Annotated in this window: 23 protein-coding genes; 10 read left to right on the top strand and 13 right to left on the bottom strand. The window is 62.6% G+C overall.

Annotation, left to right across the window (positions count from 1 at the left end; translation table 11 throughout):
• Nucleotides 1-50: 50 nt before the first annotated feature.
• Together CS1BSM3_RS02570 and CS1BSM3_RS02565 are read right to left on the bottom strand one after the other, a co-directional pair.
• A complete protein-coding gene (locus CS1BSM3_RS02570; protein ID WP_072385409.1) occupies nucleotides 51-4694 on the bottom strand; it encodes a MupA/Atu3671 family FMN-dependent luciferase-like monooxygenase in 4644 nt (1547 codons plus the stop codon).
• A gap of 221 nt (nucleotides 4695-4915) precedes the next feature.
• Complete coding sequence (locus tag CS1BSM3_RS02565; RefSeq protein WP_072385408.1) at nucleotides 4916-5794, bottom strand: aldo/keto reductase; 879 nt, start codon at nucleotides 5792-5794, stop codon at nucleotides 4916-4918.
• A 235-nt stretch (nucleotides 5795-6029) separates the two neighbouring features.
• On the opposite strand from CS1BSM3_RS02565, the gene CS1BSM3_RS02560 reads away from it, so the two are divergent.
• Complete coding sequence (locus CS1BSM3_RS02560) at nucleotides 6030-6749, top strand: 4'-phosphopantetheinyl transferase family protein (protein ID WP_072385407.1); 720 nt, start codon at nucleotides 6030-6032, stop codon at nucleotides 6747-6749.
• 157 nt (nucleotides 6750-6906) lie between these two features.
• The gene (locus tag CS1BSM3_RS02555; protein ID WP_072385406.1) at nucleotides 6907-7566 is read left to right on the top strand and encodes a peroxiredoxin; all 660 of its coding nucleotides are present in this window, start codon (nucleotides 6907-6909) and stop codon (nucleotides 7564-7566) included.
• 112 nt (nucleotides 7567-7678) lie between these two features.
• On the opposite strand, the gene CS1BSM3_RS02550 is transcribed toward CS1BSM3_RS02555, so the two are convergent.
• From CS1BSM3_RS02550 to CS1BSM3_RS02530, 5 genes are all read right to left on the bottom strand, one after another.
• On the bottom strand, nucleotides 7679-8581 hold the full coding sequence (locus CS1BSM3_RS02550; protein WP_072385405.1) for a carbohydrate ABC transporter permease: 903 nt from the start codon (nucleotides 8579-8581) through the stop codon (nucleotides 7679-7681).
• Complete coding sequence (locus tag CS1BSM3_RS02545) at nucleotides 8574-9527, bottom strand: carbohydrate ABC transporter permease (protein ID WP_072385404.1); 954 nt, start codon at nucleotides 9525-9527, stop codon at nucleotides 8574-8576. The genes CS1BSM3_RS02550 and CS1BSM3_RS02545 overlap by 8 nt, the downstream gene beginning before the upstream one ends.
• Nucleotides 9528-9589: 62 nt before the next feature.
• Nucleotides 9590-10927: an ABC transporter substrate-binding protein gene (locus CS1BSM3_RS02540; protein WP_143149051.1), complete on the bottom strand. Its 1338-nt coding sequence runs from the start codon at nucleotides 10925-10927 to the stop codon at nucleotides 9590-9592.
• Between the two features lie 48 nt (nucleotides 10928-10975).
• Nucleotides 10976-12028: an ABC transporter ATP-binding protein gene (ugpC, locus tag CS1BSM3_RS02535; RefSeq protein WP_072385402.1), complete on the bottom strand. Its 1053-nt coding sequence runs from the start codon at nucleotides 12026-12028 to the stop codon at nucleotides 10976-10978.
• 293 nt (nucleotides 12029-12321) lie between these two features.
• Nucleotides 12322-13074 carry an SDR family NAD(P)-dependent oxidoreductase gene (locus CS1BSM3_RS02530; RefSeq protein WP_072385401.1) on the bottom strand — a complete coding sequence of 251 codons (753 nt, stop codon included), beginning with the start codon at nucleotides 13072-13074 and terminating at the stop codon, nucleotides 12322-12324.
• Between the two features lie 149 nt (nucleotides 13075-13223).
• On the opposite strand from CS1BSM3_RS02530, the gene CS1BSM3_RS02525 reads away from it, so the two are divergent.
• Nucleotides 13224-13649: a lipocalin-like domain-containing protein gene (locus CS1BSM3_RS02525; RefSeq protein WP_072385400.1), complete on the top strand. Its 426-nt coding sequence runs from the start codon at nucleotides 13224-13226 to the stop codon at nucleotides 13647-13649.
• Here the strand turns inward: CS1BSM3_RS02525 and CS1BSM3_RS02520 are convergent.
• Nucleotides 13637-14425, bottom strand: coding sequence for a class II aldolase/adducin family protein (locus CS1BSM3_RS02520; protein WP_072385399.1), 789 nt, complete (start codon nucleotides 14423-14425; stop codon nucleotides 13637-13639). The genes CS1BSM3_RS02525 and CS1BSM3_RS02520 overlap by 13 nt on opposite strands.
• 268 nt (nucleotides 14426-14693) lie before the next feature.
• On the opposite strand from CS1BSM3_RS02520, the gene CS1BSM3_RS02515 reads away from it, so the two are divergent.
• Nucleotides 14694-15806, top strand: a complete 1113-nt coding sequence (locus tag CS1BSM3_RS02515) for a TRAP transporter substrate-binding protein (protein ID WP_072385398.1) — start codon at nucleotides 14694-14696, stop codon at nucleotides 15804-15806.
• A gap of 63 nt (nucleotides 15807-15869) precedes the next feature.
• On the opposite strand, the gene CS1BSM3_RS02510 is transcribed toward CS1BSM3_RS02515, so the two are convergent.
• Both CS1BSM3_RS02510 and CS1BSM3_RS02505 read right to left on the bottom strand, forming a co-directional pair.
• Complete coding sequence (locus CS1BSM3_RS02510) at nucleotides 15870-17405, bottom strand: TRAP transporter large permease (RefSeq protein WP_072385397.1); 1536 nt, start codon at nucleotides 17403-17405, stop codon at nucleotides 15870-15872.
• Nucleotides 17406-17410: 5 nt separating this feature from the next.
• Nucleotides 17411-17986 carry a TRAP transporter small permease subunit gene (locus CS1BSM3_RS02505; RefSeq protein ID WP_143149050.1) on the bottom strand — a complete coding sequence of 192 codons (576 nt, stop codon included), beginning with the start codon at nucleotides 17984-17986 and terminating at the stop codon, nucleotides 17411-17413.
• Nucleotides 17987-18389: 403 nt separating this feature from the next.
• On the opposite strand from CS1BSM3_RS02505, the gene CS1BSM3_RS02500 reads away from it, so the two are divergent.
• The 4 genes from CS1BSM3_RS02500 (at nucleotide 18390) to CS1BSM3_RS02485 (ending at nucleotide 21773) form a co-directional block, all read left to right on the top strand.
• Nucleotides 18390-19010, top strand: a complete 621-nt coding sequence (locus CS1BSM3_RS02500; protein ID WP_143149049.1) for a hypothetical protein — start codon at nucleotides 18390-18392, stop codon at nucleotides 19008-19010.
• 15 nt (nucleotides 19011-19025) lie between these two features.
• A complete protein-coding gene (locus CS1BSM3_RS02495; RefSeq protein WP_072385396.1) occupies nucleotides 19026-20243 on the top strand; it encodes an HlyD family secretion protein in 1218 nt (405 codons plus the stop codon).
• A 118-nt stretch (nucleotides 20244-20361) separates the two neighbouring features.
• Entirely contained in the window at nucleotides 20362-20994 is a 633-nt protein-coding gene (locus CS1BSM3_RS02490; protein WP_072385395.1) for a response regulator, read from the top strand.
• Between the two features lie 146 nt (nucleotides 20995-21140).
• The gene (locus tag CS1BSM3_RS02485) at nucleotides 21141-21773 is read left to right on the top strand and encodes a response regulator (RefSeq protein ID WP_072385394.1); all 633 of its coding nucleotides are present in this window, start codon (nucleotides 21141-21143) and stop codon (nucleotides 21771-21773) included.
• A 32-nt stretch (nucleotides 21774-21805) separates the two neighbouring features.
• Here CS1BSM3_RS02485 and CS1BSM3_RS02480 read toward each other — a convergent pair whose 3' ends face one another.
• Nucleotides 21806-22102 carry a hypothetical protein gene (locus CS1BSM3_RS02480; RefSeq protein WP_072385393.1) on the bottom strand — a complete coding sequence of 99 codons (297 nt, stop codon included), beginning with the start codon at nucleotides 22100-22102 and terminating at the stop codon, nucleotides 21806-21808.
• Nucleotides 22103-22555: 453 nt separating this feature from the next.
• On the opposite strand from CS1BSM3_RS02480, the gene CS1BSM3_RS02470 reads away from it, so the two are divergent.
• The gene (locus CS1BSM3_RS02470) at nucleotides 22556-24379 is read left to right on the top strand and encodes a PAS domain-containing sensor histidine kinase (protein WP_072385391.1); all 1824 of its coding nucleotides are present in this window, start codon (nucleotides 22556-22558) and stop codon (nucleotides 24377-24379) included.
• Nucleotides 24380-24619: 240 nt separating this feature from the next.
• Entirely contained in the window at nucleotides 24620-25318 is a 699-nt protein-coding gene (locus CS1BSM3_RS02465; RefSeq protein WP_072385390.1) for a hypothetical protein, read from the top strand.
• A 68-nt stretch (nucleotides 25319-25386) separates the two neighbouring features.
• On the opposite strand, the gene CS1BSM3_RS02460 is transcribed toward CS1BSM3_RS02465, so the two are convergent.
• Together CS1BSM3_RS02460 and CS1BSM3_RS02455 are read right to left on the bottom strand one after the other, a co-directional pair.
• Entirely contained in the window at nucleotides 25387-25737 is a 351-nt protein-coding gene (locus CS1BSM3_RS02460; RefSeq protein WP_072385389.1) for a hypothetical protein, read from the bottom strand.
• A gap of 257 nt (nucleotides 25738-25994) precedes the next feature.
• Nucleotides 25995-26576, bottom strand: a complete 582-nt coding sequence (locus CS1BSM3_RS02455) for a PRC-barrel domain-containing protein (protein ID WP_174263604.1) — start codon at nucleotides 26574-26576, stop codon at nucleotides 25995-25997.
• Nucleotides 26577-26795 lie beyond the last annotated feature (219 nt).

Genomic DNA, 26795 nt, shown 5'->3' with positions numbered 1-26795 from the left:
TTCTTGCGGCTGGCTTCCGGTTGATCGAGCTTCGGCCTTAGGTAGGCACATCAGCCCGCTGGTCGTGTCATGGCCGCGCGGCGGCCGGCGAGGGCGGCGCGGCGTTCGGCAGCGCGCGCAGCCACATTCGTGAGATGCTTGCTCGCGCCATCCGCATCGCGCAGGTGCCCGACCAATCCTGATATCGTCGGAAAGCGGTAGAGGTCGGTGATCGAGAGCTTCGGCGTGACGTTGGCCTTGATCTCGCGATGGGCCTGAACGGCCAGCAGCGAGTGACCGCCAAGATTGAAGAAGTTGTCGTTCAGGCCGACACGATCGACGCCCAGAATGCTCTTGAAGATGTCCGCGATCTGCCTCTCGAGGTCGCTCTCGGGAGCCACGTATGCTTCGCTCGTCGCGGCAGGGGACGCTTTGCCGGGCTTGGGCAGCAGCTTTCGATCCACCTTCAGGTTGGGCGTCAGCGGGAACTGCTCGAGAGCGACGAAGTGCGCGGGCACCATGAACTCGGGCAGCGACGTGCGCACGTGCGTGCGCAGCTCCTCGTCCGAGATCGATCCGCTCTTGAAGCGCAAGTAGGCGACGATGCGAACGTCGCCGGGCGTGTCCTCGCGGATGATGGTCACGGCCTGGCTGACGCCCGGATGGCGGCCGATGCAGTTCTCGATCTCGCCAAGCTCGATGCGGTGGCCGCGAACTTTGACCTGATGATCATTGCGGCCGATGAAGTGGATATCGCCCTCGCTGCCGATGCGGACGAGATCGCCGGTGCGGTACATGCGGCTGCCAGGAACGAACGGATTGGCGACGAAGCGCTCCGCGGTCAGCTCGGGGCGGTTGTGATAGCCGCGCACGACGCCTTCGCCGCCGATGAGCAGCTCGCCGGGCATCCCCGGCGGCACCGGCCGCAAGCGCGCATCGAGAACATAGAGCTGCGTGTTGGCGATCGGCGTGCCGAGCGGCACATTGCCGTCCGTATCGTGGGCCGGGCCGGTGGACGACCAGATCGTCGTTTCAGTAGGCCCGTACATGTTCTCGATGCTGGCGTTCGTCGCGCGCCGGAGCTGGCGGAGCAGCGGCCCCTGCAGGGCTTCGCCGCCGAGGAACATGTGGCGGACTTCTGCCAGGGCGGCGCGATCCTCGTCGCTCTCGAGCAGCATCGTGGCCATGGCGGGCGTGCACTGGAGGTGCGTGACGCCATGACGGCGGATGAGCGCGCCGGCACGCTCGACCTCCGATGCCGTCGCGGTCGCAGCGAGCGGCTGCTCGGCAGGACGGCGCGCCTTGACCGCCGCCACGACCTCGGCGAGCGGCTTCAAAGCTTCGAAGGCGATCTCGGACGCAATGCCAAAATCGATGAGGCAGGCGATCTCGTCGATGCCGATGGCGGAGAGCTGATCGACGCGGGCAAGCGCGTCCTCAACGGTGCCGAACAGGCCGCTGTCATCGAAGTAGCGCAGAAAGGCGAACTCGAGGATCGCCTCCATCTCGTCGTCGGCCAGCGTGCGCAGGTCGAGATCCGTCGGCTTGTTCACGCCCTGCGGCCGCTTGAAGGCCGGGAATGCCCATGCGTACTGCTTGATGAGCGCCGCCGCGCTCCGAAGATAGTTCTTCATGGGGGCGCGCGCCTGCTCGCGGACGACCTCGCGGTCGCGGCCGACGAGCGTGTGCAGCATCATCGTGACTTTGTATTGGGACGGATCGCGCCCATGCTTGCGCAACTCATCGCGATAGGCCGCGACCTTCTCCGCCACTTCATCGATCGACTGGCCGAGCAGATGCGTCAACACATTGGCACCGGCACGCGCAGCGTCGCGGAAGGTCTCCGGGTTGCCGGCGGTCGTCACCCAGATCGGGAGCTCTTTCTGAATGGGACGTGGCTGCGTCATGACGTCGACGGGTTTGCCGTCCGGCGCGCCGAACGCAACCTTCTCCCCGCGCCAAAGCTTGCGCACGACCTCCATGTCGCGGAAGAGCGCCGACCGATTGGTCGGAGGCGCATTCTCGGGGCGCAAGAGAAAGTCTTCTGGCATCCAGCCCGAGGCAAAGGCCAGAGCGGCGCGGCCATTGCTCAAGTTGTCGACGACAGCCCATTCCTCCGCGACACGCGCAGGATGGTGGAGCGGCAGCACGCAGCTACCGGCGCGGATCGAAAGGTTCTTCGTCACGGCAGCGACAGCGGCGCCCGTGACGGCCGGATTTGGGTAGGGACCGCCGAAGGCATGGAAGTGCCTCTCCGGCGTCCACACGGCGTTGAAGCCATGCGCGTCGGCGAAGCGCGCGCCCTCGAGGAGCAGTTGATACTTCTTCGCACCCGGCGCGTCGTCATCGCCCCAGTAGAAGAGGCCGAAATCCATGTTGGCTGCGCGCCGTGCGGCCTGTGCGTGCGCACCGCCCTCGTGATGGTAGTGCTCGTCTGGTTGAATGACGACCTTGAAGCCGCGGGCGAGCGTCCAGAAGAGCTCCAGAACCGAAATGTCGAACGAGAGGCTCGTCACCGCCAGCCAGACCGGCTGCCCCGTCGCGGGGCGGTGGATGCGATCATCCATGCCCGCGAAGAAATTGACGACATTGCGATGCTCGACCATCACGCCTTTCGGGCGGCCAGTGGAGCCGGACGTGTAGATCACATAGGCGAGGTTATGCGGCGCGGCGTGGTGCGCCTGGGCCGAGGCGGCGGGAGCGGCTGCAAGCGCACCAGCAATCGAGATCGCGCGCACGCCCGGGATGGCGGTCGTCGGCAGTGCCGAGGCCTCCACGATCAGCGTTGCAAGGCCGCTATCCTCGATCATGTAGGCAATGCGATCGGCGGGATAGGCCGGGTCGAGCGGGACGTAAGCGCCGCCGGCCTTCAGGATCGCGAGCGCGCCGACGACAAGATCGCAGGAGCGCGTGAGATTGAGGCCGACCAGCGTGTCGGGTCCGACGCCGAGCGAGGAGAGATAAGAAGCGACGCGGCTGGCCTTGGCGTCGAGCTCGCCGTAGGTGAGGCTCTCCGCCCCGCACACGAGGGCAATGGCGTCCGGTGTCGCCGCGGCCTGGCGTTCGAAGAGGGTGTGAACGAGCGCGGCGCGGTCATGCTCGTGCGCCGTGGCATTTCGCGTGTGGAGGAGCTCGTTCAGCTCATTCTCGGACAGCAATGGCAGATCAACGACGCGGGCGCTGTCATCGGCATGGAATGCCGCAAGCGCCATGCACAGGCGTTGCGCCAGCGCCTTGGCGTCATTGACTGAGAACCTGGCACTGTCGAACAGCACACGGGCCATCGAGCCGTTGACCGGGAGCGCAAAGGTGATGGCGGCGCTGTCGCAGGGCTTGGCCGCCATCGGATCGGCTGTGAGCTTGATGGCGACGGTAGCGTGCAGAGTGCCAAGATACGGCGTGCGACTTGAAAGGTCGGCCACATATGCCACGTTCCGGCGAAGCTCCGCGAGCTCGGCCGTGACCGCCTGCGTGAGCGACCCTGCCGTCGCCTGATCGGCGATCGACGCGCAGAAAGGCACACTGTCGGCAATATAGCCGGGATGGCGTGCCGCGCGTGCGGTCAGAGCGTCATCCGTGAAGAAGGCTTCGACCCGATCCTGGCCGGTCAGGCGCGCGAGACCGGCCACAAGCGCGGCCAGCGCGCGCGCATCCGCGAGGCCCTGAGGAAGAGGGAGATCCACGCTCTGCCACTGCGCGGGTGACTTTTCGTCCGCAGCGGTGATCCCGTACAGATCCAGATCGCGGAAGTCGCGCAGCCGCCGGCGGAAATACAGCTCATGATGCGCAACGTCGGCGAGCAAGGCCTCGAGATCCTGTGCGTCGTCGCTCGCGGGCGACGGCAGCACCTCACCGGCGCGCAGGACGTCGGCAATCGCGACCGGCTTGCCCGAAGCATTGCTCAGTCCACCGATGCGAACAGCCCCATCGACTGTGGAGATTTCCGCCGAGGTGGCGTCCACGGAGAGGACGGTGCCTGCGCTGGCCGAAGCGGGGCGCTCCACCGTTTCGAGCGACAACACGTTATAGGCGCGCGAGGCCGTCCTGAGCTTCGGCAGGCTCAGCGGGTTCTTGTAGCCGGCACCGAAGTTGAGCGCTCGAGACAGGCGGCTGATTTCAGCGGTCGTCTTGCCGAAGTCCAGGGTGGCGCCCAAGGCAGGGCGATCGTGCCCGCCGTGGCGCGACCACTGCGCCATGTTCTGCTGGGTGCTGGCGAGCGTTCCGGCTTCGATGCCATCGAGCAGAGTGGCAAACGATGCCAGCCCCGCCTCGAAGCACTTCATATTGAGGGTCAGCGACGTCTCGTCCGGGGAGATCTCGAAGGCGGTCTGGACGTAGATGACGCCTTCGTCGACACGATCGGACAGTGCATGCCAGGTCACGCCATAGTCGGTGTCGCCAGCGAGGATTGCCCAGGCAGGGGCATAAAGGCCGGCATGGCGCGGAAGGGGGCCGTCATGAAAGTTCACGGCGCCTTGGCGCGCGGTCTGCCAAACCTTGGGTGGTATGATGCGCAGGTTTGCAATGCTGAAGAACCAGTCGCAGTCGAGGGCCGGAAGGCCGTCCCGCATGACCTCTTCGGCGCGCAGGCGTTGGATCCCGCGCTCCTGTGCCCAGCTCGCAATACCGCTGTCGGCTGTGACGACCGCCGAGATACGATGGCCGCGCTGCAGAAGTTGGTTACCGCACTGCGAAAGAAGCGATGCGTCCCCCATAAGGACACACGAAATTTCTTTAACACGCATTAACTTAGCCCCGCGAGTGCACGAACTTGCGCCTGCATTATGCCGCGCTGAACTTAACGCACAGCAAGAATAACGCCAAATCAGGTGTGGGTGTTTAAGTGTCGCCTAAACCATTCCATCCCACCGGTTCCGCCGATGATGATCGGTCAACGAAACCACGTCTTTCTAGACGAATGTTTGACGGCTTCGGCTCAGGGACGCTGTGACGCCGGTAAGTTCGCCTGCCCGGCGGTGTCGGGCCCCTCTCCAAAACGGGGCGTTAACCGTGCTGCCAGGCCCTGCGCCAGGGACGCGACGTGTTCCACTTTGGTGCTGGATACGAGCAGCATGCCGTTCGGGCGGCGGAGGTGCGCCGCGTACAGGCGGTCGATCGCTTCAGCATCGGTCAATCCGCTCGGGCCGTGCTGCTGCGGTCCTGAAACGATGACGCGGTAGGTAATGTCGGGAACGAGCTCCGCAGACCATTGCGCCTCGTCGGTCTGCACGATGGCATCTTCCCAGCCGGCTTGACGCTTCAATTCGGCACAGCCGGCAAAGTCGCCGGCGATGCCGAACGCCCGAATGAGGCCTTGCTTGATGAGGCTGCGGTAGGTCTCCGCAAGCTCCTGCGGCCGCGTCGCGCGCTGCAAATTGGCCTCGTGCAGAAAATGGATGTCGATCACATCCACCTTGAGGCGCCTGAGCGAGTCCTCGACGGTTCGCCTCAGCCCTTCCGATGTGAGCTCCGGCCATACCTCGCGCGCGAGGCCGACCTTGCTGGCGACCTTCTGCAACACGAGAGCGGGACGCACAGCCGAAAGAGGCGCGCGGGCGATCCACCCCGCCGCGGGAATCCCGTACTTCGTCGCGACGGTGAAGGAATTGCGACGAGGGCGCAGGAAGGTCTGCAACTCGCGCTCGGCCAGGCCGTGTCCGTACGAGGGGGCCGTGTCGAAATGGTGCAGCCCAAGGTCAAAAGCCGCAGCGAGCAACCGCTGCCGGTCCTTCGAGCTGCCCATATGGTGCAGCCTGGCGGTGCCAAATCCCAGTTTGCTTGTGGTAATCCCACTTGGCAGCACAATAGAAATCATACGCAATCCTATACGCAGCCAAGCGAGCATCATCTAGCGGCGGCTGCGCGGCCAGCGAGGGGGCCAAACTACAACCCGGGCAAGGCTTGTCAACGTATCGCCGGGGCCTCCGGCATCAGCCCGCGCACCGGAATGCGCGCACGAAGCTGCAGTGCGCCGGTGCTCGATCGGTGCTGCGCTGGCATTCCATCGCGCTCATGATAGTCTTCGGCAAAGGCCCGCAGCATTGTGTGACATGCCCAGTCTCATCCCTGTCACAGTCTCGATCTGGCCGATCTCGGTGTCTGCCGGGCGACTGGAGAGCCTTCACACGATCCTCGATTCTGCAGAGAGGTCGCGCATCGAGAAGATGCGCACCGACAGCGCGCGCGAGTTGATCGTCAGCCATGGAGTGGCGCGCGAGCGTTTGGGGGCCCTCTGCGGCATCCCGCCGGAGGCCGTCGTGTTCAGGACGGAGGCACGAGGCAAGCCTCATCTCGAGGGTATCTCGGCGCCGGTAGCGTTCAACCTGTCGCACAGCGGTGGCTATTGCGCGCTCGCGACCGGTGCCGTCGCGCGCCTGGGTGTCGATATCGAGGCATTGCGGCCGGCCATCGATGACCTGGCGACCAATGTGTTCAGCGAGCGGGAGCTCGGCTTGTATGCCGCGATCGTGCCGGGCGACCGTACGCGCGCCTTCTTTCGAAGTTGGGTTGCCAAAGAGGCCTATCTGAAGGCGACAGGGGATGGCCTCGCCGGCGGCCTGCAGAGCCTCGAGACCGAGCCGACCGCCGACGTGGCTATTCGGCCGATCGGTATCGGCGGTGATGCCGGAGTGCTGCGGTCGTGGCGGTTCGAGGGTTTCGATGTGTCGGAAGGCATTGTCGGCGCCGTCGCGGTCGATGCCGGCGGCGCAGCGATCGATATCCGCATACGCCGCATCGACCCTGAGCTGCCGGCGCGCGCCGATCCTTAGACCGCCCTCTCATAAGCTTCGCATCAATTTGAACGAGGTGGCCGACACGGGCCGTGGTAGCTGATTTGAACCTGACAACAGCCTGCCCTAAGCTGATACGGGTCTGACAGTCCCCGAGGGCGGGCCGTCGCCACCCTCATCATTGAGCGAGGCAACAATGGCACTGCGTATCAATGACGAAGCCCCAGACTTCTCCGCGGACACCACAGCCGGTCCGATCAATTTCCACGAATGGATTGGAGACGGCTGGGCCGTGCTCTTCTCCCATCCCAAGGACTTCACACCCGTCTGCACGACCGAGCTCGGTTACATGGCCGGCCTCGCCGGAGACTTCGCAAAGCGCAATACGAAGATCATCGGCATCTCGGTCGATCCCGTCGAGAGCCACCAGCGTTGGAAGCAGGACATCAAGGACGTCACCGGCCACGCCGTGGACTACCCCCTGATCGGCGATCCCGAGCTGAAGATCGCCAAGCTCTATGAAATGCTGCCGGCAAGTGCCGGAAGCAGCTCCGAGGGCCGCACGCCGGCGGACAATGCGACGGTGCGATCGGTGTTCGTCGTCGGGCCAGACAAGAAGATCAAGCTTTCGCTGACCTATCCGATGACGACGGGCCGGAACTTCGATGAGATCCTGCGCGTCATCGACAGCCTGCAGCTCACGGCCAAGCACAAGGTCGCAACGCCCGCGCAATGGAAGCCGGGCGAGGATGTGATCATCACGCCGGCTGTTTCCGACGAGGAGGCACAGGCGAAGTTCGGCGGCTTCACGCGGCCCAAGCCCTATATCCGCGTGACCAAGCAGCCCCAGGGCTGAGCAAGCGCTGAATAAGCGCTGAGCAAAGGCTGATTGAGATACGGCACCGGTTGCGAAAGCAGCCGGTGCCGTAATTTCTTCCTGCAGCAGGATGTGACGGCGCAGGCCGCCCCTATTCCTTCACGGCGCCCGTCAGCGACGAGACGTAGTAGTCGACGAAGAAGGAATAGAAGATCGCGACCGGCAGCGAGCCGAGCAGCGATCCCGCCATGAGCGCACCCCACTGATAGACGTCGCCCGTGACCAGCTCCGTCAGGATGGCGACCGGCACGGTCTTGTTCTCGCTGCTCTGGATGAAGGCGAGCGCGTAGATGAACTCGTTCCAGGAGAGCGTGAAGGAGAAGATGCCGGCCGAGATCAGGCCCGGCACGGCGAGCGGCAGCGTGATCTGGCGCAGGATCTGGAGGCGGGTTGCGCCATCGATGAGGGCGCATTCCTCGAGCTCGAAGGGGATGGATTTGAAATAGCCGATCAGCAGCCACGTGCAGAAGGGCACGAGGAACGTCGGGTAGACGAGGATCAGCGCCAGCGGGCTATCGAAGAGCCCGAGCTGCACCACCATCGTCGCAAGTGGAATGAACAGGATCGACGGCGGGACGAGGTAGGCGAGGTAGATCGCAAGGCCGACGTACTGGCTTCCTTGGAAGCGCAGCCGCTGGATGGCATAGGCGGCGAGCGCGCTCGCGAAGAGCGAGAGGAACGTCGCCCCGAATGCCACCAGCATCGTGGTCCAGAGCCAGCTCGGATACGACGTCTTGAAGAGCAGGTGATGGATGTGGTCGAGCGTCGGCGAGCTGATCCAGAGCGGGTTGTACTTATTGAAGTCGTAGAGCTCGGCGTCCGGTTTGAAGGCCGTGACCGTCATCCAGTAGAACGGGAAGAGCAGGATGATCACGAAGCAGGTGAGCGGGAGCCACAGCACGACCATACGGCGCGCGCGGCTGTCCCACGCCATGGTCTCGTTCTCGGGCGCAGTGACCGGCTTGTTTTCTGCGGTTGCGGCTGCGTCAGTCATTGGTCTCTCCCTGCTGCCACTTGCGCCGCGCGAGGGCGAAGTAGCTGAACAGCGTCGCAAAGACGAGGAACGGGATCATCGATACGGCGATCGCCGAGCCTTCGCCGAGCTGGCCGCCCGGAATGGCGCGCTGGAAGGCGAGCGTGGCTAGGAGGTGCGTCGAGTTCACCGGCCCGCCGCGCGTGATGGCATAGACGAGCTGGAAGTCGGTGAAGGTGAAGATGATGCTGAAGGTCATGACGATCGCGAGGATCGGCAGCAGCATCGGGAAAGTGATGTACTTGAAGCGTTGCCAGGCTGTCGCGCCGTCCAGCATCGCCGCCTCGTAGAGCGAGGGCGAGATGGTCTGCAGGCCTGCGAGCAGCGAGATGGCGACGAAGGGAATGCCGCGCCAGATATTGGCGGCGATCAGCGACCAGCGTGCCGGCCAGGCCGTGTTGATGAAGTCGACGTTCGTCTCGCGCAGGCCCGACTTGATCAGCAGATGCGAGATGATCGAGAACTGCGGATCATAGATCCACCAGAAGGCGATGGCCGTGAGCACGGTCGGCACGATCCACGGCAGCAGAATGATCGCGCGCAGGAAGCTCTTGAACGGCAGGTGATTGTTCAGCAGCAGCGCGAGCCACAATCCGAGGCCGAATTTCCCGATCGTTGCGATGCCCGTGTAGAACACGCTGTAGAAGACCGCGCCCCAGAAGATCGGGTCCTGGAAGAGGTACGTGAAGTTCTCGACGCCGACCCAGATGCCGGCCCGGCCGATCGTGGTGTCGGTGAATGCGAGGTAGATGCCGAGGGCCAGCGGATAGGTCAGGAAGGTCATCAACAGACCGACCGCCGGGAACAGGCAGACCACCACCAGGAATGGTTTCGAGTCGAACAGGCGGCCAAGCCAGGAAGGTTCGGCGCGGCGATGCACCCAGGTGGAGAGCGAGGCGTCGGTCATGGCGCAAATTATCCTGCGAGGTGACGGCGGCGCTCGCGAGGAACGCCGCCGTACCGTTCAGTCTAGCTGCGGAAGAAGCGGCGCGCGCGGCGCTCCGCTTCGGCGGCCGCGGCTTCGGGCGTAGACTGGCCCGAGGCGACGGCGGCGCACATCTGCACCATGATGTAGTCGGCGTTGGCCGCGGCGGAGGCCTGGCTGATCGGGCCCTTGTAGCCGATCCAGAAATTGCTCCGCATCGTGTTCTTGAACAGCGAGACCTTGGGATCGCTTTCCCACACTGCGCTCGTCGAATAGTTCTCGAGCGGCTGCGACCAGTAGCCGAGGTTGGCCTGCAGCCACGGATCGTACTGGTCCTTCTCGAGCAGGAACGACAGCAGCGACTTTGCCGCGTTCTGGGCCTTGCTGTGCTTGAAGACCATCGCGTTCAGCGTGAGGCCCGCCATCGGCGAGACGTTCAGCTTGCCCTTCGGCAGCAGGCTGTGCTGCGTGTCGTCGGCGATCGGGCGGAGCTTCTCATCGCGCTTCAGCGCGAAGTACATCGACACACCGTTCGCCGTCAGCCAGATTTCATTGGCGGCATAGGCGCGGTTGTTGCTGATGTCGTTCCAGGCGATCGTGCCGGGAATGAAGGTCTTGTAGAGCTCCTGGAGATACTTGAGCGCCTCGACCGTCTCCTTGCGGTTGATCGCGACCTTGTTGTCCTCGTCGACGAGGAAGCCGCCGTGCGACCAGACCAGCCAGTTGGCGAAGCCGTTGCCGTCGCCGACTGCGTTGCCGAGCGCGAAGCCCGGGGGCTTGCCGGCGGCGTGCAGCTTGCGGCAGAGGTCGAGATACTTGTCGAGATCATCCGGCGGCGCATCGTAGCCCGCGGCATTCACCGCCGACTTGCGCCACACGAGCGGGCCGCCCGAGGCGCCGAACGGCAGGCCGATCCAGTTGTTCGTGCCGTGCTTCTTGCCGTACTTCTGCGCGAGCGGCAGCCATCCGCCGTACTTCTTGCCGATGTACTCGGCGACATCCGAGAGCTCGACGAGCTTGTCGGTGTAGATGTGCGGCGCCTCGTTGAAGCCGAGGATGATGTCCGGGCCGGCGCCCGTGTTGGCCGTGACGGCCGTCTGCTGCGTGATGTCCTCCCAGCCGACGAAGTCGACGCGGACCTCGACGCCCGTCTCCTTGGTGAACCTGGCGCAGTTCGCGCGGAAGATCTCCTCATCCGGCGGCACGAAGCGGGCCGGGCGGAGCACGCGCAGGGATGCGCCCTTCTCGATATCCAGCTTCGGCGGTGTCGCGTCCGCCGTCTTGATGTTGGACTGGGCCAAGGCGAAACCGCCTGTGACGCCGAGCGCTGCGGCGCTCGCGCCGAGTTGCAGGGCTGTGCGTCTGGTGATCAGTGCCATAATGCTTCCTTCCCTAGTGGTTGAAGACGTGCTTCTTGTTTTTATTGGCTTTTAGCTGGCGAGCCGTTGGCCGGAGCCGCCTGCGAAGAGGTGCACCAGACCGAGGTCCGGCGTGATGCGGATCGTCTCGCCGGGGCCTGCTGAAATGCGCTCGCGGAAGGCACACGTCAGCGGCGTATCGCCGATGCGGACCATGACCTGTGTCTCCGAGCCTGTCGGCTCGACAATCTGGACGGTGGCCGGAATGCCATCGCCATCAGTAAGCCGCATATGCTCGGGCCTGATGCCGTAGTAGCCGGCGCCGTTTTTGGCGCTCGGCGGCATCGGCAATACGGCACCGCCTTCCGTGACGAAGCCGCCGTTGCCCGTGGAGCCGGGGAGGATGTTCATCGCCGGCGATCCGATGAAGCCTGCGACGAACAAATTTGCCGGCCTGTCATAGAGCTCGAGCGGCGCACCGGTCTGCTCGATATTGCCGCTGTTCATGACGACGATCTTGTCGGCCATCGTCATCGCCTCGATCTGGTCGTGCGTGACGTAGACGGTGGTCACCTTCAGGCGCTGATGCAGCTCCTTGATCTCCGAGCGCATCTGGACGCGCAGCTTGGCATCGAGGTTCGACAGCGGCTCATCGAAAAGGAAGACCTGCGGATTGCGCACGATCGCGCGCCCCATGGCGACGCGCTGGCGCTGGCCGCCCGAGAGCTGGCGCGGAAAGCGGTGGAGGAGCTGTTCGAGGCCGAGGATCCTCGCGGCCTTCTGCACTTCGCGCTCCATGACGTCGCGCGGCGCCTTGGCGAGCTTCATGGAGAAGGCCATGTTGTCGAACACGGTCATGTGCGGATAGAGCGCGTAGTTCTGGAACACCATCGCGATGTCCCGGTCCTTCGGCGGCACCGTGTTCACGACGCGCCCGCCGATCGCGATCTCACCGCCGGTGATGTTCTCGAGGCCGGCAAGCATTCGCAGAAGCGTCGATTTTCCGCAGCCCGAAGGACCGACCAGCACAACGAACTCGCCGTCGGCGATGTCGACGCTGACCCCGTGCAGCACCTCGACCGAGCCGAACGCTTTCCGAACGTTGCGGATATCAACCGTCGCCATGTTTCCTCCACGGGCAGGGCCGCTTTGCGGGCCCATTTTATTATTTGAAACTGGTCGCTAGGGGAGCGATCGGTCGCTTGAAGCCCACGGCGGCAGTAAAGTGCTCTTAACAGGGTTCTTCAACGAATGGAAGTGCCGCAGGCCGCTGGCCGGCCTGCGCAGATTGAAGGTCGATCTGTCAGACAACTCAAGGAGATGCAGATCCGTCTGCGGGGATGGCTCGAGTATGTTCCGCGCTTGGAATGCGTGACGCCGTCCGCGGACTTTCTGCGGCCCCTCGCATTTGGCGCGCATCAATGAAAGACGCGGCCTGAATCGATGACGATCGTTTGGCCGGTCATCGTCTCCGTGCGGCACATGGTGACGACCATGTCCGCGCAGTCGTCCTTGTCGGCGGGTTTCTTGAGCAGTGACGCTGCGGCCGAGCGCTCGATGTGCTCGGCACGGAGATTGGAAGTTGCGCGCGTGCCTTCGAGAAGGCCGGGAGCAATGCAATTGACGATCGTCTCCGGCGCCATGGCAACGGCCATGCAGCGCGTGAGATGGATCAGCCCTGCTTTCGAGACCGCGTAGGCGATCGAGGATCCCGTGGGGCCGAGCCCCGCGACCGAAGCGATGTTTACAATGCGTCCGCGCCCCTGCGCTTTCATTATCGGCGCCACGGCCTTCATAAGACGCATGGGGCCGGTGAGGTTCACCGCCATGATCTTGTCCCATACCTCCTGTGTGAGGCCGTCGAGGTCCGGGAAAGGGATCGCGATGTTGTAGGCCGCGTCGTTGACAAGAATGTCGAGGCGACCGAAGTGCGCCTTCACGTCACCGACGAGACGATCGACGGCTGCACCATCAGCAATGTCGCAGGCGAAGGCCGCTGCGTTGATCTGGTAGCTCGAAGCAAGCTCGCGCGCGACGCTCTCGGCTTGATCGCGGCTCTTGGCGTACATGACCGCGATGTGCACGCCTTCCCTGGCCAGTGCGTGACAGATGCGCTGCCCGAGCCCGCCATTGCCGCCCGTCACCAGCGCTACCGTGCCCCGAAGCTCCATGGCCGTTCTCCCTTTTGCGGTCGCAGGTATCGCGCCGCGTTTCTGTTTCCGGGTGCCAATGTGAGGCTTGACCACGGCCCGATGCAAGGCACAGTTCGCGAGGATGTGCCCATCAATCGGTGCGGGAATGCTTAGTGGAGAGGGACACAATGACGGCCACTGCGAAGGTTCTCATCGGTGCGTGGCGCCTCGAGAGCTGGTCGCTTGTCTATGAGGACGGTCGTCCGCCGGAGTTTCCTCTCGGGCAGGATGCGCAAGGGCTCATCATGTACACCGAGGACGGTCACGTCGCGGCGACGCTCATGAAGGCCGGTCGTCCGGCCACGGCGCCATCTTCCGAGGCTGCGAAGGCGGCCGCCTATGCCGAGACCTTCGCCTATGCGGGCCGCTACGAGGTCCGTGACGGCACGGTCTTTCATTCGATCGAGATCGCGACGAACCCAGCCCTGATCGGCATCAGGAGCACGCGGTACATTCAGCTCGAGGGTGATCGGCTGACGCTTTCGGGGCCTGATTTCGCTCCGGGCGCAGCGCGCACGCAGCGTATCGTCTGGCGGCGCGCTCAATCCCGATAGGACGGATCCTTGCGGTCGAGGAGCCGCAGCAGAGCAGGCCATTCGAGCAGGCCATAGGGGCGGACAGCGCCTGGTGCGTACATCGCCGTCGATTTCTCGACGACCGCGGCCGCGAGCGTGTTGAGCTCGGTATTGCACGCGAGTGCTGCGAGCTGCGCCTGGCACGAGCGCTCGAGCCCGTACATCCGATTGAAGGTCTCCGGAATGCTCGGGCCGACCGTCAGCAGGCCGTGGTTCCGCAGGATCATGATGTCGCTCTTGCCGAGGTGCGCGGCGAGCTTCTCGCGCTCGGCGGGATCGCGCTCCGGTCCGGTGAAGTCGTGATAGGCGACGCGCGGATAGAAGCGATGCGAGGTCTGGGTGAGCGGCAGCAGCCCGCACTTGAGCGAGGACACGGCCATCCCCGCGATCGTGTGGGTGTGCATGATCGCCATGACATCGGGGCGTGCGCGATAGATGGCGCTGTGGATCACGAAGGCGGCCATGTGCAAGCCATAGCCGTGATCGAGCTCGGGTTTGATGAGGATGTTGCCATCGAGATCGACGCGCATGAACGACGATGCCGTCATCTCCTCGAAGAGCAGGCCATGCAGGTTGAGCAGGAAGTGGTTCGGGTTGTCCGGCGCGCGGGCGGTGATGTGGGTATAGATCATGTCCGACATGCCGTAGTGGTCGGTAAGGCGGAAGCAGGCGGCGAGGTTGACGCGCGCTTCCCATTCGGCCTCGGATACCGACGACCGAATGGACGGGAATTTCAGGTCATACGTGCTGCTCATCGCGCGCCTCCAATTGCTCTGCGCAGAGCTTCAACCTGCTGCGTGCCCTTCGCAAGGACATCCTAGTTCACCTGCGCGCGTTGCCCATAGCGGGACCGTTCGCATTCGCACTTCGCAATATTGCAGCGCCGAAATGCGCGCGGACACTGCAATTGCTGCAATAAATTGGATCGCACGAGACTGGTGGAGGCTTCCCCGCAGCGCTAGTTTTGAATGGTCGGTGGCTTCCGTAAACCACCGATGTTTTGCTCAAGGGAGGAATAGCATAATGAAAAATACTTCTCTCGTGACCGCGGCGGTGGCTGCGGCCCTATCGACGGCTTTGGCGGTTGCCACCCCGGCGCTCGCCCAGCAGCCGCGAGTTCTTAAAGTGCAGACAGCCGTGCCGCCTGCCTCCACCACGCAGGATGCACTGAAGTTCCTCGCAGAACGCGTCGACAAGATCACCGGCGGCCAGCTCAAGATCGATGCGCTCGCAGGTGGCGCGGTGGTGCCGCCGTTCGAGATCCTGGACGGGGCGGCCAAGAAGGTCCTCGATGGCGCCTACGGCATTTCCTATTGGTGGTACGGCAAGAGCCCGACGGCGACGCTGTTCTCGAATACGCCGGCGGGTATCTTCGGGATGGATGCCATCGACTTCATCGGCTGGGTTTATGAGGGCGGCGGGCTCGAGCTGTGGAACGAGTTCTACCAGAAGGAGCTGAAGCTCAATCTGGTGGCCTTCCCGAGCATCCCTCCGAGCCCGCAGGCGCTCGGCTGGTTCAAGAGACCCATCAAGGATCTCGCCGACTTCAGGGGCATGAAGTGCCGTCAGACGGGGATCGTCTCGCAGCTCTACGCCAAGATGGGCATGGCTGTGGTCAACATGCCGGGCGGTGAAATCCTGCCGGCCGCCGAGCGTGGCACGATCGATTGCGCGGAGTGGGTCGGTGGCGTCGAGGATCTGCGTCTCGGCCTGCATACGGTTTGGAAGTACCACTACACGCCCGGCATGCACGAGAGCGCCTCCGTTGCCGAGTTCGCCATCAACAAGGACGTGTGGGACAGCCTGCCGCCGCATCACCAGGAAGCCATCAAGTCGGCAAACTCGGAGACGTTCCTGCGCTGGTGGGCGAAGTTCCAGAAGCAGAACGCGGATGCCATCGACGAGTTCACCACGAAGCACGGCGTGCATCTTCTGACGGCCCCGCCCGAGATCAATCAGGCGTTCCTGAAGACGTGGGATGAGTTCGCCGCGGCGGAGGCAGCCAAGAACCCGTTCTTCAAGAAGGTCTACGAGTCGCAGCGGGCCTATGCCGCGAAGGTCGTGCCGGCCAAGCGCTTCATGTTCCCGCCCTACAACGTCCAGGCCGATCACTACTTCCCGCCGAAGAAGCAGTAACCAAGCCCACAAGAGAATGAAGGGCGGCTTGAGCCGCCCTTTTTTTGTTGGGGCGCCGCCGGCCTATCGCACGAGATGCGGCAGCCAGAGCGCGATGGCGGGGAACATGAGCATGAGGATCAGGACCAGAACCTGAATGGCCATGTAGTCCATCATGCCTCGGTAGATCGTCAGCAGGCTCCACTGCGGCACGACATTGCGCAGGTAGTAGGCCGACATGGCGACGGGCGGGCTCAGGAACGCTGTCTGCATGTTCACTGCGGTGAGCGCGCCGAACCACAGCAGAAGGTCGAGCTTGCTGAGGCCGAGCTGCAGCTTCTCGACGACCGGCAGCACGATCGGCAGGAACACGAGGATGATCACCGGCCACTCGAAGGGCCATCCGAGCAGGAAGAAGATGAACATGATCAGCCCGAGCTTCCACCAGTCGCCGAGCGGAATGGCGAGCAGCGAGTCGGTGATCAGGTTCGCCGTGCCGAGCTTCGTGAAGATGGCGCCGAAGACGGTCGACGCGACAGCCAGGAACAGCACCATGGCCGATGTGATCATCGTGCCGCGCGCCGCATTGGTGGCCGACTTCAGATCGAGGCGGCCATAGACGAGTGCGAGCAGCGCTGCGCCGAAAGCACCACAGGAGGCGGCTTCGGTGGGCGTGGCGAGACCTCCGACGATGGTGCCGAGCGTGAAGCCGATGAGCGCACTGAGCGGCGCGATGCCGAGGACAACGGCACGGAAGTAAGCATTGCGGTTGTAAGGAAGCGCACTCAGCGATGCCAGCGCCAGCCCGATGATCGAGATGTCGAGCCTGCCGACCGTGAAGGCAAGGCGCGGGATGCCCGCTTGGCTCAGCACGACATCGAGGATCACATACGTGATCACCACCAGGCACACGAGGCCCAGGACTCGTACCGGCGCTCCTACCTCCTCCGTCGTCATCGCGTGGTAGGCCGCCTGCCTCTCGTCGTCGGTCATGGCAGGACCGAGCTTGGGATTGAGGAAGCTGCGGATCAGCGCATAGGCAACGTAGAGGGCGGCCAGCAGAAAGCCCGGTCCGAATGCTGCCGAGTAGAGCAGATTGACCGGTATGCCCATGGTCGGGCCCATGACGACCAGCATGACGCTCGGCGGGATGAGAATGCCGAGCGTGCCGCCTGCTGCAATGGCGCCGGCGGACAGGCGCGCGTCATAGCCCGCCTTGATCATCATCGGGCCGGCCATGATGCCGAGCACGGTCACGGCGGCGCCGACAATGCCCGTCGCCATGGCGAAGATCGTCGCGGTCAGGATCACGGCGAGGTAGAGCGAGCCGCGCAGCGTAGCGAGCAGGCTGCGCAGCGCGCCGAACAAGCGCTCCATGAGCCCGGCCTGCTCGGTCATGTAGCCCATGAAGATGAAAAGCGGCACGGCGGGAAAGATCTCGTCCTTCATCGTGCCCCAGATCTGCAGGTAGGCCAGATTGAAGGTCTGGTCCCATCCGAGGCCGATGCCGCCGAAGATGATGGCGAGGAACAGGAGCGTGAACGAGATCGGGAAGCCGATGAAGATGACGGCGACCATCCCGAACAGCATGATAAAGCCGAGGACTTCGGTGAAGCTCATGACCGTCAGACCTCGATTTTTTCGTGCTTGGTCAGGAATTCTCCAGTTCGCCAGGCCCAGAGACTCTTCATGAGCTCCGAGATGCCTTGCATGAAGAGCAGGAACGCGGTCAGCGGGATGATGCCACGCATGGGCCAGAGCACCGGCGTCCAGGCGCCGGAGCTGCCGCGCTCGTTGATCGAGATCGAGTAGAGGAAGTCGTCGATCGAGATGTAGAACAGCACGGCCATGGTCGGCAGGAAAAGAAAGAGGAAGGCCAGGCTGTCGATCATGCCCTTGGTGCGATCCGAGAAGCCCTCCCACAGCAGGTCCGTGCGGACGTGCGCCCCTTTCAGAAGGGCGAGGGCGCTGCCGAGCATGAAGAGCGCCGCATACGACATGGTCGTTACGTCGAGTGCCCAGATGGTCGGGTCACGCAGTACGTAGCGGGCAAAGACCTCGATCACGTTGGCGAAGATCAGCGGAATGATCAGGAGCAGGAACAGATAGCTCGACCGCTCCGTGATCGCGTCGATCGTGCGGATGACGGCCAGATAGCCTCTGGGCGGCGCCGGCCGGGACGGCGGCGAGGTGTGAGACATGAGCAGGCAGCCCCTGTGACGGCGGTGTTCCCTCCGAGGCAGCCTGCGTCGGGTCGTCCCCCGCTGACGAAGAAGGGGTGCTAACCGCCCAACAGTTCCGGACAGCCCCACGAAACAATGCTGACATCCTAGTTTAGCGACATTACGGGCGCCAGCACTACGATCGTTGTCTGAGTAGGCGCGTCCTCGCGGGACCGACCATATCGACGGTGGCCATAACATCATCGACTGGGCGTGGACGGAAACTCAGCGCAATCGCGAAAAATGGCGCTTTTCTCCCGCGGGAAAAGCGCGGCGCATGTCGGGGTTTCTACCGATATTCGCGTGCGGGCTCAGGGTTAGAGTTCCGGGCGGGGTCCCCCGGGCAGTGCGACGCAAAAAATTACTCAAACGGATCTCGCGTATGCAGGATGCTCCTAGGGCGAGTTCGAGTTCATCCCAACCCGTCCAAAGCGCCGACGCCAAGAGTGAAAGCGGCTATTGGTTCGCCCTGCTGCGCGACTGGTGGTGGCACGTATTGGTGGTGGCCGGCGTTCTCTTCTTGCTGATCATCGCCATCTCCGCTCTAGGCGGGCGGGCCGAAGGGCCTCCTCTTCCGCCGCGCAATCCGATCGCAACCAGCCACGCCCCGTGGTTCATCACAGCGCCCGGCACGCCCGACACGCTCCTCAATCTCATGGCCGTCGTGCTCATTGCGACAATCCTGTTCTTCGGGGTGTTCTTTTTCTGGCTGCACGCGCTGCCCGAGCGGCTCGTACATAAGTCGAGCAAGTTTCACATCGATCTCGTCGCCGTGCTCGCGCTCTTGTCGCTGTTCACGCACATACATGCCTTCTGGGTCGCTGCACTCCTCCTGGCGTTCGTCAAGGTGCCGGATCTCTCGCGAAGCTATTTCGGGCGCACGCTCGAGCGCATGACGGCATCATTGGAGCAGATCGCGGAACGGCCGGATGGCTCCGAACTACGCAATGAGAAAATAGGGCCGAAGCCGGAGGGCGATGCGCCGCGCCCCCAGACGCACTAAGGGAAGACGCTGTTCATGCTCGAGTTGATGCTGTGCTCGTTGTTCACGCTGCTCCCGGACTATCTCTACCGGCGCTACGTGCAGGGGAAGCGCTGGGGGCACGAGATCAACTTCTATAACGTCTGGTACGAGCTCCGATACGGCATCACGAGCTGCATCATGCTCACGGTCGGCCTCATCACGGTCGTGCTCTACTATCATCCCGGATCCACCAACGTTGTCAGCCTTTTCCGCATCATTCCCATTGTGCCCGAGACCAACGGCAGAGTTGCCGAAGTGTACGTCGGGCCGAGCGCTGATGTGACGCGCGGAACGAAGCTCTTCAGGCTGGACAGCAGCAAGCAGCAGGCGGCGCTCGAGCTGGCACGGCGAAACATTGCCGAGGTCGACGCCCGGATGATCTCGGCGAAAGCGGATATCGCCGCCGCCGAAGGTCAGGTGCTGGAGGCCAAAGGCTCCTACGAGCAGGCCGTGGATGAACTGAACACGAAGCGCAAGATCGCGGAGGTGGTGGCGCAGCGGGAAATCGAGCGGCTCGAAAAGCTTGTCGACAGTCGTCTCGGCACCCTGAATGCCGCGACCGCCAACAAAGAAGCCGCCGAGATCAAGCTTTCGACCTTGCTGCCCGCGGAGCGCGCGAGCGCTGAAGCCGCTGAAAGGCAGGCGCAGGTGGATCTTGATAAGACCGTTGTCGTCGCAGGCGTCGACGGTCGCGTCGAACAGTTTCTTTTGCGCCCGGGAGATATCGTCAATCCGCTGATGAGGCCGGCGGGCGTGCTCGTCCCGGAGGGCGTTGGGGCGCGTCTGGTGGCGGGCTTCTCGCAGATCGAAGCGCAAGTCATCAGGCCAGGCCTCATCGCTGAAGCCACGTGTACGTCGAAGCCCCTGACGATCATCCCGATGGTGGTCGCAAGTGTTCAGGACTATGTGGCGGCGGGGCAGGTCCGCTCGACCGAGGCTCTCATCGATCTGCAGCAGGTGGCGCGCCCTGGTACACTGACCGTATTCTTGGAGCCTCTCTATGCAGGCGGCATGGACGGGGTGACGCCCGGCAGTAGCTGCATCGCGAACATCTACACGAGCAATCACGAGAGATTGTCGAAGCCAGATACAGGGCTATGGGAGAGCATCTACCTTCACGCGGTCGACGCCGTCGCGCTGGTGCACGCACTGGTTCTGCGCCTGCAGGCTCTCGTGCTGCCTGTGAAGGTATTGATCGGCGTGAGCCACTAGGAGCAAACAACACAACGGAGCTCGGCGCTAATCTTAACCGCACCAAATCCGGGTTTTCCCTGATGGAGTACGTTAGATTTACGGTTAAGATTTCGGCACGAGCCCGGGGGAGGGGATAATGACCCGTATTTTGATCGCTGACGACCACGCGGTCGTAAGAATTGGGTTGCGTCAGATTTTGCAGACGAGGAGCGGTTGGGAAGTCGTCGGAGAAGCGGCGGATGGCCTTGAAGCGGTCAATCAGACGCTGCTGCACAAGCCGGACGTCGTGGTGCTCGATTATTCACTGCCCGTCATGAACGGCATTGAGGCCACTGCCAAGATCTTGAAAGCGCTCCCGAAGACGCGGATCCTGGCCTTCACGATGCACGATTGCGAGACGATCCTGACGCAGCTCCTTCAGGAAGGCGTGCAAGGCTACCTTCTAAAGACCGAAGCAGATCAATATCTTATCGAGGCGGTCAAGTACGTCGCGAGCGGCAGATATTTCTTCTCGAGCACAATATCCGATCACATTCGGGAGCGCTTTCTGAAGGCACCGCGAGATTCGCTCAGTGTCTTGACCGATCGGGAGCGAGACGTCGTGCGTCTCATTGCACTCGGAAACAAGAATAAGGACGTGGCCGAGGCGCTCGGTATCAGCATAAAAACGGTGGAGACGCACAGAGCCGCTGTCATGCGGAAACTCAATATGCCGTCTTCAGCTAGTCTGGTCCGTTATGCTGTTCGCAATAAAATTGTTTCTGCGTAAATTTGCATAACAACCAACCAATCTTCCTATTCGCTTGCGCGTCTCAAGAATTGCGGGGCTTCGCTCAGGATCTCTCGTGGTTACCACGGATGGTATTTGCTGGCCACTGGAGCCACAATGCCATAAAGTCCAGGCGCGAGGCTTCAATGGTTCGCGTGTTGATCGCTGATGACCACGAGATCGTGCTGGCGGGAGTTCGCCGGCTTTGCGAAAACTCGCCTGGGCTGGAGGTCGTAGCGGAAGCCTCCGAAGGTCAGGGCGCCATCGATAAAGCGATCGAGACGCAGCCCGACATTGCCATTATCGACTTCTCTCTGCCGGTGAAGAATGGCGCCGAGGTTGCCCGCGCCATCCGCGAAAAGTCCGCCAACACTCAAGTGCTGATCTACACGATGCACGACAATGACATCGTGGTGGAAGAGGTGCTGCGGTCCGGCGCGCAGGGTTACGTCGTCAAAGGTTCACCCACCAATGCGCTGCTCGACGCCATATTCGCGCTGGCGGCACACCGCCCGTATTTCTCGGACAGCATTGCGTCGAAGCTCGTCGGCAACCTGACGCACGAGCACGCCGACGGCAGCGTCCGCCTGTCCAGCCGGGAGCGTAGCGTCGTTCAATTGATTGCCGAGGGCTATTCCAACAAGCAGATTGGCCGGTTGCTGAAGGTCACCCTGAAGACGGTGGAGTCGCATCGCGCTGCGATCATGAAGAAGCTCGGCGCCAAATCGTCCGCTGACCTCGTGCGCTATGCCATTCGAAATTATCTGATCGAGCCTTAGCTTGCGCGAGAACGCCGCGGGATCGACGCGGCTCAGTTGCTCTTGCGCTGTGCTCTGTCGTCCATGAGAGCCTTGCCACGCTCTTTCGCGACCCGCTCGCAGGTCGCCCGCCATTCGGCGCGGGTCATGTGCGTGTCCTTCTCCCAATTTGCGAGGCAGCCTCGAAGCCAGTCCTCGACACGGCGCCGAACGACTTCCTTGTCGACGTCGCGCGCGGGAGCTGCCGCTTTGCTTGTTGGCTTGGTGGGAGGTGTCTGCGCCACGACCTCTGACGCGATGCAGGCTGAGCAAATAGCGAGCGTGGAAGCAAATGGCAGAAGGATTTTCATTCGCGCTCTCCCCTGAATGCAACAAGGCTAGTCGCTGGTGGGCGCGAGTACATACGGATAAACGCGGTAAGGCTTCGGAACTATCCCGCCGACTGATGCAGCCGATTGGCGGTGCTGCAGCTATTGTGGAAAGAACGCCATCGCAAAGCCTACGCCCGCGAGTGCCCCAAAAAGACAGAGGCCGCTTACGACAGCGGCCAGCCACGCAATCTCGAAAACTTCTTGCTTCAGACGCTGCATGAGAGCGGTCCCCGATTTTTGATCACCGAAGCATGCGAGCAAGAGAGATGCGCTTGCCATCAGGGAAAGACCGGAATGCCGATCCATTTTGCCCATTTCTGAACATATGAAATAAACCATATTATCTATTGATTTCGGTCAATACATTGAGATGATTGCTTGAGTAACCTAATCTAGTAAGCTGATAATTAGCCCCGTTCAGTAGACGGATCTATGTCTCAGCGGCGTGCACTTCCGATATTATCGCGCGAAGAGGGGGCCTATTTGGACCTCGCTTTGGAAGTGGGTAATATTGGTATATTCCGTGCCGATCTATTCACTCGCCGAACGCAATTCTCCCCACAATTGCAGCGCATTGCCGGCGTCGAGGGCCAAGGCGAGCTCAGCTACGAGCGCGCATTGGAGCTCATTCATCCCGAGGATAGGCCGAGACTCATCGAAGCTGCGCAGAGGGCGGCAGACGCACCCGACGGCAGATGGGCCGTGGTTTGTCGCACGGTGCGGCCCGATCAGAGCATTCGCTGGGTGGCAATACGCGGACGTCGTCTCTACAGGGCCGGCGGTGTGCCGGAAGCTTCGCTCGGAACCGTGATCGACATCACCGCCTTGAAGGAGGCGGAGATCTCGCTCAAGGCGATGAACCAGCGCTATCAGTTCGCGCTCGAAGCCGCGAAGATGGGGACATTCGAGATCGATCATCGTCGCGCCACGCTATCCATCGATCCGCAGATGGCGCGGCTTCTGAATTTGCCCGCCACCGTCGAGCAGATCTCGCTCGAGAAGCATGGCGCACAGGAAATCCAATCGGTGGAGACGCTCATCTCCACGCTCGCCTCGTTGAAGAGCGCAGGATCCGGCCAGCCGATAGAAGTGGAATTCGACGGGGAGGGATCCGCGTCGCGGTGGGTGCGTCTGCGCGCCGACATCAAGGACGATCGCATCTTCGGAGTGGCGCTCGACACGACGAGAGAGCGGCAGGACGCGCAGATCCTTCGTGAAAAGGAGGCGCGGCTGCGCGTTGCCACAGAAGCAGCGGCCCTCGGTGTCTTCGAATGGAATCCCGAAACCGACGTGTGCCTGTGGGAGAATGACCGCATATACGAGATCTTTGGGCGTGACCGTGCCTCGGGCCCGCTGAGCCTCAGCGATACGCTTTCCGCGCACCTGCATGCCGATGATCGAAACCACATCCTGGAGCGGCTGCAGCGCGCAGTTCGCCGCAACGGCAAAATCCACCTCATTGGCGAGCTGATCAACAACAAGCGTTCGAAGCGCTGGCTCGAGGTCACCGGGCGGGTCTATCAGAACGATGCCGTTTCGAAGCGCCTCGTCGGCGTCGTTTCGGACATCACGCGCCAGAAGCGTTTGCGCGCTCGCGCACTGAGATTGGCCGTGCAGGTGGAGCAGGTCCAGCAAATCGAGCGCCGCAATATTTTCCAGGAACTCCACGACACGACGATTCAACATCTCGTCGCCGCTTCGCTCATGGTCAGCGAGCTACGGCGCGCCGATGAAAACACGATGAATGCGGCGATGTCCGCCCTCGAGTCCTCGCTCTCTCAAGCCATCAAGGAAGTGCGCACACTCAGCTACCTGATGCACCCGGCATCGGTGAGCGCCAGAAACTTTCCCTCTGCAGCCGCCCACTATGTTCGCGGCTTCAGCACGCGCAGCGGCCTCGAGTGCAGCTTCAGGTGCGACAGGCCCGTGACCGAATTCTCGAGCGCAGCCTTGCACACGGCTTTTCGCGTATTGCAAGAGAGCCTCACCAATATCTTCCGCCACGCCGGCGCGAGCAAAGCGTCGATCCAGGTGCGCGTCATCAATCGGAACTTGCACGTTATCGTCGCCGATAACGGACCCGGCATCGACAAGCATGTCCGCCGCAAGACATCCGCGCTTCCGCCCGTGGCAGGGGCCGGCCTCAAAGGAATGCGGATGCGCATCCGGCAGGTAGGGGGCCGTCTTGCATTGACGAGTGCGCCGCACGAAGGCGTGCGCATTCATGCCGTTCTTCCACCGCGCGCCGTTTCCTGATCCTCTTCAATTTTCTGCAATCAGCGACCGGCGGGCGCGTATAGCGCGATCCCCAGGAACAAGAGCGCTTCGCAGAAGTTCCACCGAAGGTGACGAGGCATCGTCGGCTCAGGAATGAGTGCGACACCCGATGTCGCGCGGATAAATACAGCATAAACGCTATGGGGAGCGCGAGCTTGTCTTCAAGGAATGGGTTGGCTCCATAGAGTCCAGAGCGAGTGCTATCGCGTGGAGGCAGAAGTGACTGTGCGCAATATCGTCGACACCAACAGGTTCGTCCGCCAGCTCATCTCCGAAACCACGAACAGACGGCACCGCTTTCTTCTGAAAGCCTATGACCGCCATCGCAGTCTTGAAATGGCCGGGCTATATCAGGAGCTCTTCGCGCCGGATATGATGGTGCCCGAACCCGTTTATCATCTCGCGGCCCATGGCGTGCAGGTCAGGCTGGAAGGCCGCGACATGGTCGAGAGCATGTATCGAAGCTGGGCTGAGAGCAACGAAACCGTCTTCTATGTCGAGAAGGAGACCATTGCGGTATCCGATGATTTCGTGAGCTCCGTATCGCTTGGCTATCATCAGATATCGGGACGCTCGCTGCGCGAGACCAAGATCGTCAGCTATCTCCCGAAGTTTGCCTCGCGATATCTGCTGAATGTCGCTTTGAATACGCGGCGCACGGGCAAGGGCGATGCCGGCTCGATGTATCTCTACAAGAATACGTTCTACATGATCTGGCGGTACGATGATCTGGGCCGGCTGATCGGCGAAAGCGTCTGGGAGCCGGAGCCAGGTGCCGCGGAAATACTGAAGCTCGATCGCCGCGACGTGGTGACAGTCGCCGAGGCTGCGCAGCTCCTATCGCCGCTCATCGAGCCGCTTCCGCCATACGATGACTTTGTTCGCGAGCATTCCACGAGCTTCGCGCGCGTAGTTTAGCTCGAGCCCGAGCAGCTCAAGACTTCGGCTGTCGGCCGTTTCATGATCTGCGGAAGTCGGAGGCTTCGTCACCAGCCGCGCCAACGGCGCTCCGGGTAGTACGAGGCATAGCCGCCCCATCCCGGCGCGTACCCGTAGGCGTATGGCGGCGCGGACGCGTGGACCCGCCCAGAAGCGCAGGATGGCGCGCGCACATATCCATAGACAGGGCGCGGCGGCGCATAGGTGACAACTGGCGGGGCGATGTAGACCGGCCGAGCCTCGACGACCGCGAAGGGTGCGTAGATGACTGCAGGAGGCGAGGCATAGACATATCCATAGCGACCGCAGTCGCCGTAGCCGCAGGCCATGGCCGACGTTGAAAGCGCGGCCGCGCCACACGTGGACAGGGCGGCGATGATCCATGGCGAGCGAGGCATGAGTTATTCTCCGATGCTGTCAGCCCAAGGAATAGTCGCGATTTGCGGAGCATCTTGCCATTGGGAGAAGTGCGGTGGTGCGGTCGAAGAAACCGTACTTGCTCTCGCCTGTAAGGCACTTGCGCCGGGCGCCGCACAGCCTCCGCGCGAAACATCGCGGAGAAGGCTCTCGATGATCGACTGGTTGGTAAGCAGGTGCGCGCTGCCGGTCTGAGATGAATGCGTCGCGCATCAGGCCGGCAGCACGAGTTCTCGCACTACTTCTTCTGCGCGCCCGGCGTGGTGCCCGGCATGTTCATGATTTCGTCGCGCCCCAAGCGCAGGCGCACCTGATCCATGAATTGGTCGAGCTTGTCCGCATCGATGGTGATCGTCTTCGGCCCGAGCCCTAGCCGCTGGCCAACTTCGATCTGGATGGCTTGGACAGACCCGTCTGGCTTGCGCACGACATCAACCACCTGGCCGATGTCCTGCGAGTCTGAGCTGAATACGGGCAAGCCTCTGAGGGATGCCAGCCCCAGGGTCGCCTCTTTGAGCTTGCTTACGACGGTCCGGCAAGACGGGGACATCGAATCGCGTTTCTCGACGACGCAACGTCCGATCGACTCTGCCTGCCCACACTGCGCCTCGATATCGTTCCAGCAGGCGTCGGCGATCTGCTCTACGCGATTGAGAACGCCTTCGAGCCGGCGAGAGGCGCGGTAAAGCGCAAACTGGCACCGCAGCCCCAGACGGTCCTCATGCGCCTGCATGCACAGGACGAGCCGGCCGTCGCCTCGCGTGACGTTCCCGCAGTAGTTGGAGATTTCTTTTGCGCACGCGCCTTCGATCGTCTCCATGGCTGACGCCAGGCGCTCACGCAGCGTGCCTTGTGCAAGGCCTGGCGTGAATGAGACGGCAAGAAGTGCGCAGGCTCCGGCAAGTGCCAACGTGCGGTTGCTTCCAGGCATGGCTCACCTCATTTCTGGTCCGAGGGGTGCGATCGTCGCGTGATGACTAAAGTGTCGGACCTCGAATGCGACCCACGGTTCGGGTCGGGCTCGAAGTCGCATTCGAGG

The sequence above is a fragment of the Hyphomicrobium sp. CS1BSMeth3 genome (assembly GCF_900117415.1).
Taxonomy (GTDB): Bacteria; Pseudomonadota; Alphaproteobacteria; order Rhizobiales; family Hyphomicrobiaceae.
This window is presented reverse-complemented; position numbering and strand designations above follow the sequence as displayed.

What these genes read in the sequence shown, in the direction of transcription:
- CS1BSM3_RS02570 (WP_072385409.1), bottom strand. Translation starts at nt 4,694, where the DNA reads ATGGGGGACGCATCGCTTCTTTCGCAGTGCGGTAACCAACTTCTGCAG.
- CS1BSM3_RS02565 (WP_072385408.1), bottom strand. Translation starts at nt 5,794, where the DNA reads ATGATTTCTATTGTGCTGCCAAGTGGGATTACCACAAGCAAACTGGGA.
- CS1BSM3_RS02560 (WP_072385407.1), top strand. Translation starts at nt 6,030, where the DNA reads ATGCCCAGTCTCATCCCTGTCACAGTCTCGATCTGGCCGATCTCGGTG.
- CS1BSM3_RS02555 (WP_072385406.1), top strand. Translation starts at nt 6,907, where the DNA reads ATGGCACTGCGTATCAATGACGAAGCCCCAGACTTCTCCGCGGACACC.
- CS1BSM3_RS02550 (WP_072385405.1), bottom strand. Translation starts at nt 8,581, where the DNA reads ATGACTGACGCAGCCGCAACCGCAGAAAACAAGCCGGTCACTGCGCCC.
- CS1BSM3_RS02545 (WP_072385404.1), bottom strand. Translation starts at nt 9,527, where the DNA reads ATGACCGACGCCTCGCTCTCCACCTGGGTGCATCGCCGCGCCGAACCT.
- ugpC (WP_072385402.1), bottom strand. Translation starts at nt 12,028, where the DNA reads ATGGCGACGGTTGATATCCGCAACGTTCGGAAAGCGTTCGGCTCGGTC.
- CS1BSM3_RS02530 (WP_072385401.1), bottom strand. Translation starts at nt 13,074, where the DNA reads ATGGAGCTTCGGGGCACGGTAGCGCTGGTGACGGGCGGCAATGGCGGG.
- CS1BSM3_RS02525 (WP_072385400.1), top strand. Translation starts at nt 13,224, where the DNA reads ATGACGGCCACTGCGAAGGTTCTCATCGGTGCGTGGCGCCTCGAGAGC.
- CS1BSM3_RS02520 (WP_072385399.1), bottom strand. Translation starts at nt 14,425, where the DNA reads ATGAGCAGCACGTATGACCTGAAATTCCCGTCCATTCGGTCGTCGGTA.
- CS1BSM3_RS02515 (WP_072385398.1), top strand. Translation starts at nt 14,694, where the DNA reads ATGAAAAATACTTCTCTCGTGACCGCGGCGGTGGCTGCGGCCCTATCG.
- CS1BSM3_RS02510 (WP_072385397.1), bottom strand. Translation starts at nt 17,405, where the DNA reads ATGAGCTTCACCGAAGTCCTCGGCTTTATCATGCTGTTCGGGATGGTC.
- CS1BSM3_RS02505 (WP_143149050.1), bottom strand. Translation starts at nt 17,986, where the DNA reads ATGTCTCACACCTCGCCGCCGTCCCGGCCGGCGCCGCCCAGAGGCTAT.
- CS1BSM3_RS02500 (WP_143149049.1), top strand. Translation starts at nt 18,390, where the DNA reads ATGCAGGATGCTCCTAGGGCGAGTTCGAGTTCATCCCAACCCGTCCAA.
- CS1BSM3_RS02495 (WP_072385396.1), top strand. Translation starts at nt 19,026, where the DNA reads ATGCTCGAGTTGATGCTGTGCTCGTTGTTCACGCTGCTCCCGGACTAT.
- CS1BSM3_RS02490 (WP_072385395.1), top strand. Translation starts at nt 20,362, where the DNA reads ATGACCCGTATTTTGATCGCTGACGACCACGCGGTCGTAAGAATTGGG.
- CS1BSM3_RS02485 (WP_072385394.1), top strand. Translation starts at nt 21,141, where the DNA reads ATGGTTCGCGTGTTGATCGCTGATGACCACGAGATCGTGCTGGCGGGA.
- CS1BSM3_RS02480 (WP_072385393.1), bottom strand. Translation starts at nt 22,102, where the DNA reads ATGAAAATCCTTCTGCCATTTGCTTCCACGCTCGCTATTTGCTCAGCC.
- CS1BSM3_RS02470 (WP_072385391.1), top strand. Translation starts at nt 22,556, where the DNA reads ATGTCTCAGCGGCGTGCACTTCCGATATTATCGCGCGAAGAGGGGGCC.
- CS1BSM3_RS02460 (WP_072385389.1), bottom strand. Translation starts at nt 25,737, where the DNA reads ATGCCTCGCTCGCCATGGATCATCGCCGCCCTGTCCACGTGTGGCGCG.
- CS1BSM3_RS02455 (WP_174263604.1), bottom strand. Translation starts at nt 26,576, where the DNA reads ATGGAGACGATCGAAGGCGCGTGCGCAAAAGAAATCTCCAACTACTGC.